The organism is Paenibacillus polysaccharolyticus (assembly GCF_023714295.1).
Lineage (GTDB): Bacteria > Bacillota > Bacilli > Paenibacillales > Paenibacillaceae > Paenibacillus > Paenibacillus polysaccharolyticus_A.
In genome coordinates, this window is the sequence record NZ_JAMAUN010000001.1 from 1,226,072 (window position 1) to 1,243,541 (window position 17,470).

Genomic DNA, 17,470 nt, shown 5'->3' on the forward strand with positions numbered 1-17,470 from the left:
GTGCTATAATGTAAAAATAAACGTATGAAGGGGGTGAATCTCTTGTTTGAATTACATGAGCTATTGCCGTATATATTCTCTATCGGTCTGATTTTCACCGTCAGTTACGCCTATATCGCCCATCTACACTGTGGCATGACGGAGTATTGGATGGAAGGCGGCAGTGGGGACGGAATTGAACCTGTTTTGCCGGCACTCGGCTTGAACTTACAGCGCAGACCGGAAGACTGGAGCCGCATGGTCAGACGAAAAGAAGCACCGGATGAAGATGAACCAGACTGTATTTCCTTGTTGAGACCGGAATCAAGCAATCAACAAGGAGGATATATATGGAACAACATACAAACAAGAGGTTCACACTTACATCTGGCAAAGGACGGATCTATGGTCTGATTGCGATTTTATTCGCAGTTATGCTACTTGCTGGATGCAGTAACAATGTATCAGAGATTAATTCATCAACACCTGGTTTTTTTAATCATTACGTTGTTTTTCCGCTGTCGTATCTGATTCAGCATATCGCCAGTGTATTCAATGGAAGTTACGGCGTTGCAATTATTGCCATTACATTGATTATTCGTCTCGCCCTATTACCGCTTATGATGCGTCAAGCCAAGTCCCAGCAGGGAACACGGGTCATTATGAATGCGATGAAACCTGAACTGGATGCCATTAAGAAAAAGTACGAGGGCAAGAACGATACGGCTAATCGGCAGAAGCTGTCTGAAGAGACAATGGCGTTATACAAAAAGCATAAATTCAACCCGCTGAATATCGGCTGTTTGCCATTATTTATTCAACTCCCAATTCTATCGGGGATTTACACGGCAATTCGTTTAACGCCAGAGCTGTCTTCCCATTCGTTTTTGTGGTTTAAGCTTGGCGCCCCTGACTATGTATTGGCTGTAGTTGTAGCCGTTATTTATCTTATTCAGGCGAAAGTGTCACAGGCGAATATGGCCCCGGAACAGCGCAAACAGTTTGCGATAATGGGGTATATTTCCCCGCTAATGATGGCATTTTTCTCGCTCTCGGCACCAGCAGCTATGCCGCTGTACTGGACGGTTGGGGGGTCATTCTTAGTGCTTCAGACATTGCTGTTCCGCAAATTGTACCCCGTAGAGCATCCACAGGTAGTTGAAGCGACGGAATTAAACACGCAAAAGCCAGATCACATCAAAGGCACTAAACGTACGAAGAATGCTACACAACCGAAAAATGCAGGCGGTTCCAAACGTTCTGCTAAACCTGCCAAATCGTAGTTGAGGTATAGAAATACGGTGTAGTGCAATAAAGAAGCGCGTCCATAGGGACGCGCTTTTTTATTTGCTTAACTTATATTCCAGGTATCTCTGGTTCTCCGGATAATTGAAAACGGGAAACGAAATGCCAAATTAACTCCCGACGGGAGGAAACTTTTGTTTTGGCGAAGATGGACTTCAGATGATCTTGAACGGTATAGGTTGAGATATGCATGGCTGCTGCCATTTCCTTCGAGGAAAAGCTGCGTAGCACGTAGGCGAGCAATTCACGCTCTCGAGCGGATAAGCCATAACTCTCGGACAGCAAGGGGAGCAAGTCCTGGGGCATAGCCTGCTCCAGCCAAACGGCAACTTGATCCCGCTTCTCTGAATGCTTCTCCGATTCGAGAGACTGCATTACGCTAGCCTGAAGCATAACGTAACGACCGTCCGCCAACTGGACACACACTTTAGACAGTGAACCGTCCGATGTTGTTGGTGATATTGACGAGGCATTCTTTTGAATGGATTGTAGCAGATGAGAACTTACGGCACGAACGGGTCTCGGAAGCACATCGGATTCAATCTGCTCCAATCGGCGTAATTGGGATAACCAATATTGTGCGGCCGGATTTTGCATTACAGGTTCGAGCGGAGCGCGTAAAATAACAATGCCTGGCTCCCTCGGACTGCCACCTTGAAGCTCTTCCATCAATAATAGATGCGTTGTCCGTAGCATAAATGCAATTGAGGATGCCCAGTGTTGCATGAGCTCTCGCTCTTCTTCAGAGAATGTAGGCTTGTTCTGTTTGCGGTACAACGTGAGATAACCCCAGCAGGCATCGTTATTCACAAATACCGTTCGAAGCTCATCTCCGAATCCGGCAGGCTGTAAAATATTCGTATAACGTGAACTTGCCCCAGGCCGTGATTGAATGGAAGCATGCAAAATGGCAGCATACTGACCGGATTGAATCAAGTCGCTATATTTATGGATATCCTCTTCCATGTATTCATTAATAAATAATCGATCATGAATGGCTTCAATGCCCTCTTCCGTCACCGCGCCTGTAGAAAGAAGGGTGGAAGGATCTACGGTGGTGAAGCAATATGCATCATATGTGATAACCGTATGAATTTGTTTGAGAACAGCTTCCCGATAGGTGCGAGAGGTCCAGTTTCCTTTTTCAAGGGAAGTAATCCGATGTACATTCTGTGTAGTAATTAGGCTGGTCAATTGGATAAGCTCCTTCCCGAGTACGTTAATATCCCATACTTATGGGATGGTCGTCTGTATGTATCCCTTTATAATGAAATTAGACGAATGCAGAGTCAAGTCTAACTTCAAATTCAGAGGAGTGTAGCTACGATGAAAGATCATATAGATGGTACACGGGATGAAAAACGAAATAAAGGAACGGATCATACATGCTCGGATAATCCTTCACCCATGAGTTGGGATAGCGCGGACATCGTTCGTTATGAACAATCGATTGCTCTCAAAATTCCGGGATATGCCCATATGCATGATCTGATGGAAAAACTTCTCACAGCAACAATAGCAGATAACAAACATATGAGAATATTAGTTACAGGGGCTGGAGGGGGCAAGGAAATCACTTTGTTGGGTACAAAACATCCTGACTGGTCGTTGACAGGCATGGATACTTCTAAGCCGATGTTGGATTTGGCGAAAAAAAGAGCACATGAAGCTCGCATCTCGAACCGGGTCAAGCTTTTTTCCGAGACCATTGAACAATTACCTGAGGATGGATTGTACGATGGTGCCACGAGTATGCTGATGCTGCATTTTATCCAGGGACTGGAAGCAAAAAAGTCTTTCCTAATGCATCTAGCAGGTAGGCTCAAATCCGGTGCACCTCTAATCCTTGCTTCTGTTAATGCAGATCTGGATTCTTCGGCTTATCCGGTCATGATGCAGGCATGGCGAGAACATATGTTGCAGGCGGGTGTGCTTACGGAGGAATGGGAAAGGTTTGCCGCCTCTCTCGGTAAGTCATCCGATCCTGTAAGTGGTGAAATCTTAGTGACATTGCTCGCGGAGTGTGGTTTTTCGCGGGTAACCCGTTATTTTGCAGCATTCTGGGTGGAGGGATACTATGCAATCCGAGACTAATATGCAACAAGACAACATCATGAAGGATCAGATCTGGATTGTTGGTGGTTATGGCCAAGTGGGGCAGATGGTCTGTACCCAGCTTGCGCAAGCATTTCCCGGCAAAGTGTGGGCTGCGGGTACACGCTTGGAACGTGCCGAACAATTCAGTCGCCAGACGGGTGGAGCAGTTAAACCGCTGCAACTGAATATTATGAAAACGGTGGACCCTGCCATGTTGCGACACGTTAAACTTGTCGTCATGTGTGTAGATCAAAATGACACCCGGTTCGTTGAAAGTTGTGCCAAAGCCGGAGCCGATTACATCGATATTTCTGCCAAAGGTGATTTCTTAAAACAAGTGGAAGGATTGCATTCCGTGATGAAAGTTTCTGGATCAACCGCTATTCTTAGTGTTGGCTTGTCGCCCGGCATAACCAATCTGCTTGTTCGTGAAGCGTCGATGCATTTGGATCAAGTGCAGGAGGCGAACATCACGGTGATGCTTGGTCTCGGGGAGAAACACGGCAAGGCGGCAATCGAATGGACAGTAGACCAGATGAATACCGCTTATGAGGTCAAGAAGCATGGAAAGTTTACCAAAGTTCAGAGTCTGAGCGACGGCAATTGGATTGATTTCGGCGAGCAACTGGGAAGACGGATCGCATATCGTTTTCCGTTTTCAGACCAACAGGCAGTAGCCCAAACGTTGCACATCCCTACCGTTTCAACCCGAATGTGCTTGGATTCCCGTTGGATTACCAAAGCATTGTCGATATCCAGACAAGCAGGATTAGTGAAGCTGTTGCGTTTTGCCTGGGTTCGTGATCTTGTAGTCAAAGCATTTGCTGCGATTCCGGCTGGTAAACCGATGTTTGCTGTGAAGATAGATGCGACAGGACGGAAAAATGGAGAGCGGGTGGAAATAGAGCAGTTCGTTGTTGGCGAGAAGGAAGCTGATGTCACAGCAGAGGTCGCTGCTGCTGTAGCGAAAAAATTGTACAGGAATCCTCAACAGCCGGGTGTCTTTCATATAGAGCAGAGTTTTTCACTTCAGGATATTCAGGAAGAACTTAATCATCCGTTAAAGGTGGTAAGGAAGATCATATCATCTGAGGGCAAGGCATTGTGAAGAGCTAGGTATATCGTAGAGTTAATTATAGCATTTGAATCTAGTGTTGAGATGTTTTTGTCCGCAGACTCCAATCTGCTATGATGGAAGTATGGATTAAGGACGATTGGAGGGAAGACATGAACTGTATCGCCGTACTGCCTTATTACAGAGTACAGCGAGAGGTGACCGGCCTTTCGCAGGAGATTGAGATGAATGCCCGTACTATGACCCTTTATTCGGATCGAATCGTGACCAAGTACAGGGAGTTCAGGATTACGGAAGTATTTGATATGTCTTTTCGCCGGATGGGGGATACAGGTGGTTTTTTCTATCTGCACACGAGTACAGGAGTGTATCCCTATATGGTAGAGATAGATCCTGGACCGTTCATTCAAACGTTCCGTCAAGTAGTAATTGCCCGAATAAAATGATTGACCTTGCCGCCGCGTTAAGCTTTACGCTGGATTGGACGTGAAATTAATAGTCTAAATCCAGAGGAGTGAAAGTACATGAGTATTTTGATTCAGCAAGCAACGATTTTAACGATGCAAGAAGACGAGGCGCCGTTTACGGGGGATTTACGTATTCAAGGAAATCAGATTGTACAGGTTGCCAATCATATATTACCTCAACCGGACGATAAGGTCATCGACGGTCGAAATAAAATGGCGATGCCCGGTCTTGTGAATGCCCACCAGCATTCGCCAATGAGTCTGCTTCGAGGTTTTTCCGACGATCTGAAGCTGATGGACTGGCTGGAGCGCAAGATGTTGCCTGCCGAAGCACGGATGACACCTGAAGATATTTATTGGGGAGCTAAATTGGGCATTGCAGAGATGATTCGTTCAGGAACAACGGCTTTTGCCGATATGTACATTCATATGAATGAGATCGCTGAAGCAGTCACGGAAACAGGCATACGTGCATCGCTGACTCGTGGTATGGTTTTTATGGAGGATGACGGAGGACGCAGGCTACAGGAAGCGATCGATCTGGTGCAGCGCTGGTCGGGCAAGGCGAATGGTCGAATCACAACGATGTACGGACCACACTCTCCTTATACTTGTCCGATGGAACCGCTGCGTGAAGTGATTGCGCTGGCTGTTCAGGATGATATCCCGCTACACATTCACCTTGCGGAAACGAAGGAAGAAGTAGAGAAGATTCATAGTCGTTATGGCATGACTCCAACGCAATATTTGGAGGAATCAGGTATGTTCGAGCGGGCGCATGTGCTACTGGCTCACGGAGTACATCTGAACCCTCAAGACATCAGCAGGCTGAAGGGCATGCGCGGCGGTGTCGCCCATAATCCGGTGAGCAACCTGAAGCTCGGTTGTGGCATTGCTCCAGTAGAGGCGATGATATTCGAGGGGATCACGGTAGGAATCGGGACAGATGGAGCAGGGAGCGCAACAACACTGGATATGTTCGAAGAAATCAAGGCTGCATGCTGGCTGCAAAAGCTGGACTACGGTGATCCAACCCGGCTTCCAGCACGTCAAGTACTTGATATGGCAACCCGTGGGAGTGCAAAATTGTTATCATTGCAAAATGAAGTGGGGATGCTTGCACCTGGATACAAAGCGGATCTCATTCTGATTGACCTTGCCAAACCTCACCTGCAGCCCATTCATAATGTAGAGTCGCTGTTGGCCTACAGCGTGAATGGGGCGGATGTGCACACCACCATTGTAGATGGGCAGATCCTGATGCAGGACAGAAAGTTGCTTACCATAGATGAGGATGAGTTATATCGGGAAGTAAACACTCGCGCGAAGCGAATTGTGGAAGGCGTTTAAAAATATTATGTTTTCGTTTAATCGATTAATTCAAAAGGCAATCTCTAATTTCATCTTAAAAAGTGCTGTATTTCTCCCCATATTTTATTGGCTTCCACAGCGTTTTGTGCTGGTGCGACATACCGAGAGTTATTTTTTGCATGAATGAAATATAATGTATTGAATTTATCGTCAGCCCACTGAATCGTATAATAATCGTCGAGATCAGTTCGGTTTTCATTTGCAATAATGGGGAAATACCGATCACCATTCATTTTTTTCTTCATTTTAGCTATGAAACGATCTGACCTTTCAGGTTCAAAAACATCATATACTTTGTCGTCAATAAGCATTTTTCCTTTAAAGGTAGTAGGTCTGAAAAAATCCCGATAACCTTTCATCGTCATTTGAATTTCGATTTTTTCTCCATCTAATGTACTAGCAGTGTATTTTTGCTTAATGTTATAAGGTAATTTATAGATTAATAGCATCACGATAAAAAGACTAACGACACCAACAATTACAGCAATTAATTTCTTGATAATATGACCGCCTCTCTATGAGTGAGTAACGCAAATGACTTATCCTAAAGAACAATTCTGTTTGCATGTTCATAGTCATTGAAATATCCAAAAATAAAAATATTTGTGGACATTGTAATTTGGTATGCTGATACAAATCATAACATGTAATATACTGGAAAATAAATCATTTATCAGTATATATAAGTGGGGATATTCACGTTTATCATACGCTCAAAATAGAAACTTGCGGATATTAAAAAAAATTTTTTCGAAAATTAAATGGAATATGGAAATTTTTTGATGATTAAAACGCTATGGGAGCTTATCCCATGGCTTTTTTTGTCGAATATTAACTGGTAATAGTTCTATAGACCTGTTCAGAATCCGTTCAGAATAGGTCGTTATACTTGCTATGTATCTATACAAAAATGAGATAAACACGAGGAGGAACATGAATTGAAGGGGAAAAACAAACGTAATACATTAAAGCCGATCATGAAAAAAAGCATGTTGGCTGTACTCGGTCTTGGCATAGCTTTACCGGTAGCTGGTTCACTTCCTCAGATTCAAGCAGGCGCTATTGGACCAACTTTTGAGATTTCAAGACCTGTACTTAATGAAGGCATTTCTTGGATGAGTGTTTCATCAACCCCATCTAACTCATCAAGCCCCTGGCCTTCTAGAGTTACTGCACCAATTACGGTTGAAGAGAATAATTTTATTACGATTGATTTAAGCAATCATTTTCCATCAGACAAATTTAGTTTCATCAGTGCGCAGTCCAGCAATAATGATATCGCTAGTGCAGATGTATCGCAATCGCAAGATCATTCGAAATATACACTGGTTGTTGTTCCCTTTGCCAAGGGCATGATCAATATTAAATTAACAGCACAATACAAAGCATCACAAGACCCGAATGTCCAATTAGAAACGATTGAGGACAACATCGAGCTGTATATCAGCAAAAAAGGTGATTTCAATAATGACGGTTATGTGGATTCTGCTGATGCGGTTGAATTATTAAGTTACCTTCGTACCCGGTCCTTCTTGTCCAACCGGGCAATAAATAGAGCAGATATTGACCGCAACGGTACACCAGAGTTAGCTAAGGACATGAAAGCTTTCATGCAGGGATATATTGAGGGTTCGCTCGGTGCGAAGAATAACAGCTACGTGCTGACGTTCAAGCAAGTGGATGATGCTCCTTATGCGTTCAATGGCAAGCTAAATGGAACAATGCAACTTGGACAAACGATTACTGGAACATTTGCACAATTAGATGTAGATGAGGATTATGCAGCTCCTGCCAAATATCAATGGTATACCGCTACAGATGTGAACGGAACAGACGAACTAGCGATTGAGCAACCCAATTCTGCTCAATATACGATTCAAAATGCTGACGTGGGTAGATATCTCATCCTTAAAATAACACCAGTATCCAATTCGAGTCAGTCTCCTGAAGGAAAGACCATCGTTATTCGTGGAATGCAAGCAATGGAGGGACCACCTCCCCCACCTTGATCATAATTTAATAATTCTATTTATCTGAAGAGTTAATCATTGAGTCTCAAACATTTGAATTATGACATGGAGGTTATACCATGCTTCAACCGAAAAACAAACGTGCAAAAGTGAAAAAAACGATGTCAGGCCTTATCATGTTAACATTATTATCTTCGCTTATCTTACCAGGTGTGGCTGGGGCCATACCGGCTGTCAAATCTCAAATCGAGTTCAGCAATGTTAGTGTACAAGCGGGTCAATCCGTTAAGGTACCTGTCAAATTGACACAGAATGAGTACCCGATTAACGCTTATAATATGCAGATTGATTATGATAAATCGACGTTGGAAGTGGTGCGTATTACACCAGCCGCGTCAGGCGTTATAACCTCTTCTGCAACGGAGGAAGGCGTGCCTGACTTCCAATACCAAATTAATAACGCCGAAGGCTGGGTACGCATCATCTGGGTGAATTCGAAAGACTTTTCTCAAGAAGAGGATACAGGGCTGATTGATGCAGATCATACATTATTCGAGATGGAGATTAAAGCGAAAAGCAATGCCGCTTCAGGAACGACAAAACTCACTGTTGATCAGAACGATAAAGAACACTGGCGCTTCAATAATCTGGAGTACAGTCCACCTGCCCAATTGTCTGGAGGAACCATTACCATTACAGCAGCTAGTTCAGGTGGTAACTCCAGTTCGCCTTCAACGGGTTCATCAGGTGGTGGGGGAGCGGCACCATCTCCTGCACCATCTGTGCCAACCACATCTTCCACTCCAGCGCCAACTAAAGGTGTAGACATTTACGTGAATGGACAGAAGCAGGAGCAGTCTGCAACGGCATCAACCTCCACGATTGATAATAAAGTGACTACAACGATTCAAGTGGATAACAACAAAGTGATTAATCAGGTGGGGAACGGACTTCGTACTCTGTTACTTCCGGTTACAGGCACAGGTACTAATTCGGTTGTCGGTGAACTGAATGGCAGACTCGTGAAGACGATGGAAGGCAGCAATGCACAAGTTGTTATTCAAACGGATACAGGAACGTATACCCTTCCAGCCAAGCAAATCAAGGTAGATCAGGTGGTTAGACAACTTGGTGGCTCAGCACCTTTGGAAGACGTTAAGTTCCAGATTGCGATTACACCAGGTAATGATGCAAAGAAAGCAGCGATTGCAGCGGCAGCAAGCAAAATGAATAATACAACGGTGATCGCGGCTCCGGTTGATTTTGAAGTGAAAGCTGTTTACAAAGGTCAGCAGGTGGATGTAAATCGCTTCAATGCTTATGTAGAGCGCACGATCACTTTGCCTAAAGACACCGACGGCTCCAAAATCACCACAGGTGTTGTGCTTCAAGCGGACGGTACAATGCTACATGTGCCAACCAAAGTAATCAAAGGAACAACAAATGATGCTGCGGTAATTAACAGCTTGACAAACAGTACGTATGCTTTGATTTACCACCCGGCAACGTTCTCAGATATCTCCAATCACTGGAGTCGTACGGATGTTGAGGATCTGGCTTCCCGTCTAGTTGTGGAAGGTGCAGGAGATAATACCTTTGCACCGGATCGTAGCATTACGCGCGCAGAGTTCACAGCCGTATTACTCAGAGGTCTTGGTCTGCATTCTCCTGAAAGTGCTGTAACGACAACATTTACAGACGTGAAAGGAGATAGCTGGTATGAAAATGAAGTGCAAACCGCAATTTCCTACGGGTTGATCTCCGGTTACACGGATAACAGCTTCCGTCCGAACGAGGAGATATCCCGTGCTGAAGCGATGACCATCGTTGCACGTGCCATGAAATTGGTAGACTTGGCTAAAGCGGATGCTTCCGAGACGGCGAATCTGCTTGGAGCGTATAGTGACGGTAGCAAAGTCCAAGCATGGGCTGCAGAGCCTGTAGCTTCAGCAATTAAGCAAGGTCTGGTTCAAGGGGCTGACGGGAAATTGATGGCAGACGCAGACATTAGCCGTGCTCAGACAGCAGCTATTGTGAAACGTTTGCTGGCAAAAGCCGGATTGATCTAACTTATTTTTAAATGATTGTTCAGTAAAATGTATTCCTAACCACAATAGAACACCTGCCTTTCGTTTAACGTTATCGTTGAATGAAAGACAGGTGTTTTTTATTTCAAACGAAAGCTTTGTTTAGAGGCGGATCATTTGATAAAATAGAAGGGACGCCTCAGCACACTTTTTAATAGAAAAAGTATATTGGCACATTTTAGATTCTTTCCTATGAGCCTTGTTGTGCGTCTATGTGAATATATGAACATAATCTAGCGATTTTATAATACACAGAATGGAGCCATCCGATGAAATATCGCAATATGGAAGATTGTATTAACGATCTGGAGCAACATGGTCATCTGATCAGGGTTAAGGAAGAGGTTGATCCGAATCTGGAGATGGCTGCGATTCACATGAAGGTGCATGAGGCTAAGGGCCCGGCGCTGTTATTTGAAAATGTAAAAGGTTCCAAGTTCAAAGCCGTGTCGAATCTGTTCGGCACCGTTGAACGCAGTAAGTTCATGTTCCGCGAGACACTGGAAGGTGTACAGCGCGTTATGGATGTGCGGGACGACCCTATGAAGGCGCTCAAGACGCCGTTTAAGCACATTCGCACAGGACTTGCCGCCTGGCAGGCATTGCCGAAGCAAAAATCCATCAGCCTTCCGGTATCGGCGCAGGAGATTCAGATTTCCGATCTGCCGCTCATCAAACACTGGCCGATGGATGGAGGCGCGTTTGTCACATTGCCTCAAGTGTATTCGGAAGACCCGGACAAACCGGGCATTATGAATTCCAATCTGGGCATGTATCGTGTGCAGCTGAGTGGTAACGACTACGAGATGAATAAAGAGATTGGATTACATTATCAAATTCACCGTGGAATCGGAATCCATCAAGCCAAAGCGGTGAAAAAAGGCGAACCGCTGAAAGTTAGCATTTTCATCGGCGGCCCGCCAGCTCATACGTTATCAGCAGTCATGCCGCTGCCAGAAGGATTAAGTGAGATGACCTTTGCGGGCCTGCTTGCCGGACGCCGCTTCAGATATAGCTACAAAGATGGGTACTGCATTAGCAATGACGCGGACTTTGTCATTACGGGGGAGATTTATCCTGGCGAGACCAAGCCGGAAGGTCCTTTTGGGGACCATTTGGGTTACTATAGCCTGACTCACGAATTCCCGCTTATGCGTGTTCATAAAGTATATGCTAAACCGAACGCGATCTGGCCATTTACGGTTGTAGGGCGCCCGCCGCAAGAAGATACGGCATTTGGTGATCTTATTCATGAAATTACGGGAGATGCCATCAAACAGGAAATTCCGGGTGTGAAAGAAGTGCATGCTGTGGATGCTGCTGGAGTCCATCCTTTGTTATTCGCCATCGGCAGTGAGCGTTATACGCCTTATACCGATGTGAAGCAACCAACCGAATTGTTGACGATTGCCAATCGAATTTTAGGAACAGGCCAACTCAGCTTGGCGAAGTATCTGTTTATTACGGCGGAGGATCAGCAACCGCTGGATACGCATCAAGAAGTTGAGTTCCTCAGCTATATTCTGGAACGGATGGATCTGCAAAGGGATATTCATTTTCATACGCATACTACGATTGATACACTCGACTACTCAGGTACGGGGCTCAACAGTGGTAGCAAGGTGGTTATGGCGGCATACGGCGACAAGATTCGTGAATTGTGCAAAGAAGTGCCGGAATCGCTGAAGAATATTCGCGGTTACGACAATCCGCAACTGATCATGCCGGGCATGGTTTCAATTCAGACATCTGCCTTCACTACGTATGAAGATACTGCGCGGGAGATGAGAGAGTTTACGGATCTGCTGCAAGAGCGTGTGGGACTGGAATCATGCCCGTTGATTATCGTGTGTGATGACAGCTCGTTCCTGAGTGCAAACCTCAGTAACTTCTTATGGGCTACGTTTACGCGCAGCAACCCTTCACATGACATGTACGGAGTGAACAGCAGTTATAATCACAAGCACTGGGGCTGTGACCAGCTGATTATTGATGCGCGGGTGAAACCACATCAGGCGCCGCCGCTTATTCCTGATGCATCGGTGGAGAAGAGCATTGAACGTTTTTTCGTAAAAGGTGCAAGTCTGGAATCCATTAAACTTTAAGTCGCATTGTAATGAATTGCTCATGAATCAGGAGTCCAAACCATGTGTTAGGGCTCTTTTTCATTACGTTAGTTTCGTTTCATTCGCTTGGAAACACTTGAAAAAGTTATTAAATCTCGCATACACGAAATTAAAAACCGGGATAATACCTTATTGCCTATGAGGATAAAGTCTTAGACGTTCATTTTTGTCCATATGATTAAGGTCGTTTGGACTATGTTGAAAATGTTGGATTCAAACGATATAAGATGTATAAGTATGTCTCGGCCCCGATCATTCGGGGTTGTTAACTATAATCATTTGTTCAGGGGGAGTTCCGATTGAGAATCCATATTATGAACCTGCAAGACGGGGACCGTCTGACAGCGGATACGTTTAGTGATGCAGGACTGCACATTCTCGGAAAGGGGACTGTCATTCGAAGCGAGGATATTACCTTGCTTATGCAGCATCGGGTAGATTACGTAGACATTGAATTGCGTGAAGAAGGAATTACCGAAGCAGAGTTTTTCGCAGCTTCGATGAAACACGCATCAGAATCCAGAAGTAACAGCAGTTCTAGCGGGACGAGCACTGGTGAACAACCTCCTGAAGAAGAGATGAAGTCTCAATTCCTTCAGACTGTACATAATTATCAGAATGCATTTCTGGAAGCGCTGACGGTAGGCAAGTTTAATGCGACGATGGTAGATGATGCCCTGCAACCTATGGTGGATGGACTTGATGAGCAAAAGGACGTTGTACATCTCCTGATGATGCTGGAACGCGATGACGTTAACAACTACACCCATTCCATACAGGTAGGTCTATTATCCTTCTATATTGCGAGCTGGCTAGGATATTCTCAGGAAGAATGTTACAAAATCAGCCGGGGCGGGTACTTGCACGATATCGGCAAGTGTAAGGTTTCACTTCGAATTCGAAACAAAACAGAACCGTTGACGGCAGAAGAGCAACTCGAATTGCAGCGTCATACGATCTATGGACATGAAATCATTAAGAACTCTATGACAGATGAAGCTACGGCTCTGGTCGCTTTACAGCATCATGAGCGTGAAGATGGATCAGGGTATCCAATGCAACTTGGAAAAGGTGAGATTCATCCGTATACTCAGATTGTGTCTGTAGCTGATATCTACATTGGTATGCGGACCGGTAAACATGGAGCGAGCAATCCGAACCTGATTAACAATCTCAGAGATATCTATGGCATGGGATTTGGTAAATTGAATGAAAAGGCGGTTCAAGCGTTAATGCAGCATTTGCTGCCTAACTTTATCGGTAAACAAGTACTTCTCAGCAATGGTGAGAAAGGTGTTATTGTCATGAACAATGCGTCCGATATTTTCAAACCGCTGATTAAAGTGGAATCGGAACAGTATCGTGATCTGTCCAAAGAGCGCACTCTTTCCATTAACGAATTGCTGATTTAAGCGGTAAAAAAGAAAACAGGCAAAACGAGCTTCTTATCATTGGATGAGAAGCTCGTTTTATTAATGAAACAATCTCAACCATTGCTATCAATCACGCCTCGCTGAAACGAACCGTTCCGAAAGGCGATCCACGATCCATACCACCAAAGCCGTGATACTGACGCCCGCACCTAACAAACATACTCCCCTCCAGCCTGACCAGGCGTACACTTGTGTAGAAATAATGGAACCAACTGCGCTGCCGATGGAATAGAAGATCATATACGATGCAGTTAATCGGCTCTGAGCTTCCGGACGGACTTGATAAATCAGACTTTGATTGGTCACATGCACAGCTTGTACAGCAAGATCAAGCAGGATCACACCCACAACCAGAAACCATAATGAAGTATGTAACAGGCTGGTAGGAATCCAGGACAACACTAAAATGATGAGAGAAATGCCGGTTGTTGTCTGTCCAGAACCATGATCGGCCAGTTTGCCTGCTTTGGCGGCAGCAAGTGCTCCAGCAAGGCCTGCAAAGCCAAAAGCGCCTATAGCAGCGTGGGATAACGATATTGGGGGTGCACTGAGTGGTAACACAATGGCAGTCCACAATATGCTGAAGGCCATAAAAATCAACATGGCTAGTAACCCTCGGATACGAAGTACATGTAACTCTTTATATAGTCGCAGGGTGGAAGCAAGCAGTTGCAAGTAGCCAAGCTTGGATTGTTTGAACGATCCTTGAGGGAGCATACGCCCCAGCACAAATACACTAATCAGAGTGAGACTGGCTGAAAATAAATATACAGATCTCCAGCCCAACCAGTCGTTCATCAAACCGGCCACAGATCGCGCAAGCAAGATGCCGATGACAATTCCGCTGGTTACCCGGCCTACGATGCTCCCTCGCTGGGAGTCGGCTGACAAATGAGCCGCATAAGCAACAAAGGTTTGTGTGATAACGGCTAATAACCCAACCATTGCAATAGCTGAGAATAAAATGGATGATGAAGCAGAAGTTCCTACAACGATTAGAGCGGATGCGGATAAAATCATCTGGATCAGGATCAGTTTTCGGCGGTTGACGAGGTCTCCCAGTGGAACAAGCAGTAAGAGGCCAAGCGCGTAACAAATCTGAGTAATGGTAATCACGAGACCAATGGTTGCAGTGGATAGATGAAATTCGAGTGCGATGGAATCCAATAAGGGTTGCGCATAGTAAATATTCGCTACGGATAGACCGCTACACACAGCAAATACCCATGCTAATGCTCCTGTCATGCTCTGTTTTGTAGAAGATTCTTTGTTTACTTTTTGAATAGAATGTTGCATTTATGACGCATTCCTTTCTTGTTTTCTATTTTGTACTGGTTGGTATATTATTGATGGGATTAACCATATATTTTATCTTTCTGAATGTCAATAGGGCTCCTGATTAGAAAAAGAGGAAATGGTTATTAATTGATTGAGATGCTATGTTTATTGTGGGGGAGGGAGGATTGATGATTTAAATACATTTTGACATTTCGAATCACTGCGTTAGTATATAACTATACTGTTCGATAAATAATGGAGGGGTATTGTGGTTAGAAAACGAGAGTTTAACACAGAAGAAGCACTGGATGCTGCTATGCATGTATTTTGGCTTAAAGGGTTCGAGGCAACCTCACTAACGGATTTAACAACGGCAATGGGGATTCAGCGTCCCAGTTTGTATGCAGCCTTTGGAGATAAAATGGAGCTGTTTGAACATGTGCTTCGTAGATACACCAATTCACATGCCGCGCAGATCAGAGCTATGCTAGGGCATGGAGAGTCCGTCAGAGAAGCTTTTCGCGCAGTTTTTGACTGGATTACATCTGAGAAGAAGAAAGTTGATGCCAGTCAAGGTTGCTTTTGTATCAACACCATGGTTGAACTGGCTCCCCATGATCCCAAGTTTGCTGTGTTAACACGTGAGCATCAGATGTATTTAGCGGTCATTTTCAGAGAAACAATCGAAAAAGGTCAACAGAACGGAGAGTTACCAGAGGTGTTAAACGCCGGACTTGCGGCACAGAGTTTGGTTGTTTCGATGATTGGGTTAACCGTGCTAATGAAGGCAGGACCGGATCGTTCGTTTATTGAGCAAAGCATTGAGGCAGCGTTATCTGTATTGAATAACAGTGATCATAGAAACGAGCCTCTTATTTTAAAATAAGAAGCTCGTTTTTTTGGGATGGATACGGCGATGATTGTGTACAGATGCGTTTGTCTTTCCTTTTTAGGAGATGGTATTGTTTATCATGTTTGACGAACGAATCATAGCTACGCTGGACTCGCGGACAATCAAGCGGGGTTCGAACTGGATATGCTCGTAATCCGAAGTACTCATCTCACGAATTCGTTTAAGTAACAACTCGGTTGCGAGACGAGCGACCTCCTCACCCATGATGGAGACGGAACTGATCTGAGGCGACGACACCGTTGTCCATTGATTGTTATCCACGCCCACCACAGCAACATCCTCGGGCACCCGTACGCCGAGCTCTTTAAAGCGGTTCACAAGTCCGATGGCAACCATGTCATTAATTGCATAGACCGCATCCGGCATATGGGTCAAACCATAGAAATAATCCGCTGCACTTGCTCCCGTAGCAAGGGAGAAGTCCTCACCGAAGTACACGAGGGAAATATCCACATGTCCGACAGCCTGCTCGTAAGCACGATAACGCTCCTCAATAATGTCTTTGGGGGCTCCGGCATAAGCAATACGGGTTCTTCCGATTTTGAACAGATGCTCCATAACCAGTTTCCCCTCGGGTTGCGACAAAGAGACGATGTCGGCATGAATGCCGGGCTCCAATTTTTTTCCGTAATTAATAATCGAGATGGGAAGAGGCGCTTTGTCAATAAGCCCGGGCAGTGTTTTTGGATAGGCAAGTGGCATGAAAATGAGACCATCGACGTGTAATTTCTTTACATTACGTATCGTCTCAAGTTCTGTTCTGGCATTACCAGCGGTGTTAATCTGCACAACATGGTACCCATGCTGTTTCGCGGTCTGTTCAACGGACCAGGAGATTTCGGGAATAATGGCATTACGGATATCCGGAACAACAAGTGCAATCTGATGCGTTTGTCTGATTTTGAGACTCTGTGCAGAAGTGTTTGGCACAAAACCTAAATCTTCTATGGCACGCATAACCTTTTCTCGTGTTGCACTGCTAATTCCATCCGAATTGTTAATAGCCCGCGATACGGTAGCAATTCCTACACCAGCGCGTTCAGCGACATCTTTAATCGTGATTTTCTGCTCTTTACTCACTTTATCATTGACCTCACTTCATCGGAAACGATTCCGTATTTTAGGCTTATGTATGTACTGCAAAGTATGCATATAACTTGATTATACCATTGCAGTAACACAGTAGCCCGTCAACAAACTGAAAAGAATGTAATTTTATGCATTTTTATGATTAATTTTCTAAATGGTCATCAAGAAATAACGAAATCTTAGTAAAATTATACGGTTTATACTCTAAATCAACGCAAACTAGCAGATGAATCGACGGATTTACTCACGAGATCGACATATTTATGGAGAAAGATGTTTG

15 protein-coding genes are annotated in these 17,470 nt (G+C 44.7%); 11 read left to right on the forward strand and 4 right to left on the reverse strand.

The features are described from left to right. Positions 1 to 42 precede the first annotated feature (42 nt). Entirely contained in the window at positions 43 to 393 is a 351-nt protein-coding gene (locus M3629_RS05885; protein ID WP_251503271.1) for a hypothetical protein, read from the forward strand. Next, positions 330 to 1,262 (forward strand): membrane protein insertase YidC, encoded by a 933-nt coding sequence (gene yidC, locus M3629_RS05890; RefSeq protein ID WP_251503272.1) that lies wholly within the window; start codon positions 330 to 332, stop codon positions 1,260 to 1,262. The genes M3629_RS05885 and yidC overlap by 64 nt, the downstream gene beginning before the upstream one ends. Before the next feature lie 73 nt (positions 1,263 to 1,335). Here the strand turns inward: yidC and M3629_RS05895 are convergent, their stop codons facing one another. Continuing rightward, positions 1,336 to 2,478 (reverse strand): LuxR C-terminal-related transcriptional regulator, encoded by a 1,143-nt coding sequence (locus M3629_RS05895; RefSeq protein ID WP_251503273.1) that lies wholly within the window; start codon positions 2,476 to 2,478, stop codon positions 1,336 to 1,338. Positions 2,479 to 2,610: 132 nt separating this feature from the next. Here M3629_RS05895 and M3629_RS05900 point away from each other — a divergent pair, with 132 nt between their 5' ends. From M3629_RS05900 to M3629_RS05915, 4 genes are all read left to right on the forward strand, one after another. Next, positions 2,611 to 3,378, forward strand: a complete 768-nt coding sequence (locus tag M3629_RS05900) for a class I SAM-dependent methyltransferase (protein WP_251503274.1) — start codon at positions 2,611 to 2,613, stop codon at positions 3,376 to 3,378. Further along, positions 3,362 to 4,489: a saccharopine dehydrogenase family protein gene (locus M3629_RS05905; RefSeq protein ID WP_251503275.1), complete on the forward strand. Its 1,128-nt coding sequence runs from the start codon at positions 3,362 to 3,364 to the stop codon at positions 4,487 to 4,489. The genes M3629_RS05900 and M3629_RS05905 overlap by 17 nt, the downstream gene beginning before the upstream one ends. Positions 4,490 to 4,608: 119 nt before the next feature. Further along, positions 4,609 to 4,902: a hypothetical protein gene (locus M3629_RS05910; RefSeq protein WP_251503276.1), complete on the forward strand. Its 294-nt coding sequence runs from the start codon at positions 4,609 to 4,611 to the stop codon at positions 4,900 to 4,902. A 78-nt stretch (positions 4,903 to 4,980) separates the two neighbouring features. After that, the gene (locus M3629_RS05915; protein ID WP_251503277.1) at positions 4,981 to 6,273 is read left to right on the forward strand and encodes an amidohydrolase; all 1,293 of its coding nucleotides are present in this window, start codon (positions 4,981 to 4,983) and stop codon (positions 6,271 to 6,273) included. Between the two features lie 50 nt (positions 6,274 to 6,323). Here M3629_RS05915 and M3629_RS05920 read toward each other — a convergent pair whose 3' ends face one another. Further along, positions 6,324 to 6,746 carry a hypothetical protein gene (locus M3629_RS05920; protein WP_251503278.1) on the reverse strand — a complete coding sequence of 141 codons (423 nt, stop codon included), beginning with the start codon at positions 6,744 to 6,746 and terminating at the stop codon, positions 6,324 to 6,326. Positions 6,747 to 7,232: 486 nt separating this feature from the next. Here M3629_RS05920 and M3629_RS05925 point away from each other — a divergent pair, with 486 nt between their 5' ends. The 4 genes from M3629_RS05925 to M3629_RS05940 all read left to right on the forward strand — a co-directional run bounded on the left by M3629_RS05925 (position 7,233) and on the right by M3629_RS05940 (position 13,889). After that, positions 7,233 to 8,303, forward strand: coding sequence for a dockerin type I repeat-containing protein (locus tag M3629_RS05925; RefSeq protein WP_251503279.1), 1,071 nt, complete (start codon positions 7,233 to 7,235; stop codon positions 8,301 to 8,303). Positions 8,304 to 8,383: 80 nt separating this feature from the next. Then, on the forward strand, positions 8,384 to 10,333 hold the full coding sequence (locus M3629_RS05930) for an S-layer homology domain-containing protein (RefSeq protein WP_251503280.1): 1,950 nt from the start codon (positions 8,384 to 8,386) through the stop codon (positions 10,331 to 10,333). A gap of 287 nt (positions 10,334 to 10,620) precedes the next feature. After that, entirely contained in the window at positions 10,621 to 12,456 is a 1,836-nt protein-coding gene (locus M3629_RS05935) for a UbiD family decarboxylase (protein ID WP_251503281.1), read from the forward strand. 320 nt (positions 12,457 to 12,776) lie between these two features. Next, complete coding sequence (locus tag M3629_RS05940) at positions 12,777 to 13,889, forward strand: HD-GYP domain-containing protein (protein ID WP_090923975.1); 1,113 nt, start codon at positions 12,777 to 12,779, stop codon at positions 13,887 to 13,889. An 87-nt stretch (positions 13,890 to 13,976) separates the two neighbouring features. On the opposite strand, the gene M3629_RS05945 is transcribed toward M3629_RS05940, so the two are convergent. Next, on the reverse strand, positions 13,977 to 15,206 hold the full coding sequence (locus tag M3629_RS05945) for an MFS transporter (protein WP_251503282.1): 1,230 nt from the start codon (positions 15,204 to 15,206) through the stop codon (positions 13,977 to 13,979). 250 nt (positions 15,207 to 15,456) lie between these two features. On the opposite strand from M3629_RS05945, the gene M3629_RS05950 reads away from it, so the two are divergent. After that, positions 15,457 to 16,074, forward strand: a complete 618-nt coding sequence (locus M3629_RS05950) for a TetR/AcrR family transcriptional regulator (protein WP_251503283.1) — start codon at positions 15,457 to 15,459, stop codon at positions 16,072 to 16,074. A 63-nt stretch (positions 16,075 to 16,137) separates the two neighbouring features. Here M3629_RS05950 and M3629_RS05955 read toward each other — a convergent pair whose 3' ends face one another. Beyond that, positions 16,138 to 17,181, reverse strand: coding sequence for a LacI family DNA-binding transcriptional regulator (locus tag M3629_RS05955; protein ID WP_251503284.1), 1,044 nt, complete (start codon positions 17,179 to 17,181; stop codon positions 16,138 to 16,140). Positions 17,182 to 17,470: the final 289 nt, after the last annotated feature.

Excerpts from the sequence above, each read along its gene's own strand:
- yidC (WP_251503272.1), top strand. The coding sequence starts at position 330 with ATGGAACAACATACAAACAAGAGGTTCACACTTACATCTGGCAAAGGA.
- M3629_RS05900 (WP_251503274.1), top strand. The coding sequence starts at position 2,611 with ATGAAAGATCATATAGATGGTACACGGGATGAAAAACGAAATAAAGGA.
- M3629_RS05905 (WP_251503275.1), top strand. The coding sequence starts at position 3,362 with ATGCAATCCGAGACTAATATGCAACAAGACAACATCATGAAGGATCAG.
- M3629_RS05910 (WP_251503276.1), top strand. The coding sequence starts at position 4,609 with ATGAACTGTATCGCCGTACTGCCTTATTACAGAGTACAGCGAGAGGTG.
- M3629_RS05915 (WP_251503277.1), top strand. The coding sequence starts at position 4,981 with ATGAGTATTTTGATTCAGCAAGCAACGATTTTAACGATGCAAGAAGAC.
- M3629_RS05930 (WP_251503280.1), top strand. The coding sequence starts at position 8,384 with ATGCTTCAACCGAAAAACAAACGTGCAAAAGTGAAAAAAACGATGTCA.
- M3629_RS05935 (WP_251503281.1), top strand. The coding sequence starts at position 10,621 with ATGAAATATCGCAATATGGAAGATTGTATTAACGATCTGGAGCAACAT.
- M3629_RS05945 (WP_251503282.1), bottom strand. The coding sequence starts at position 15,206 with ATGCAACATTCTATTCAAAAAGTAAACAAAGAATCTTCTACAAAACAG.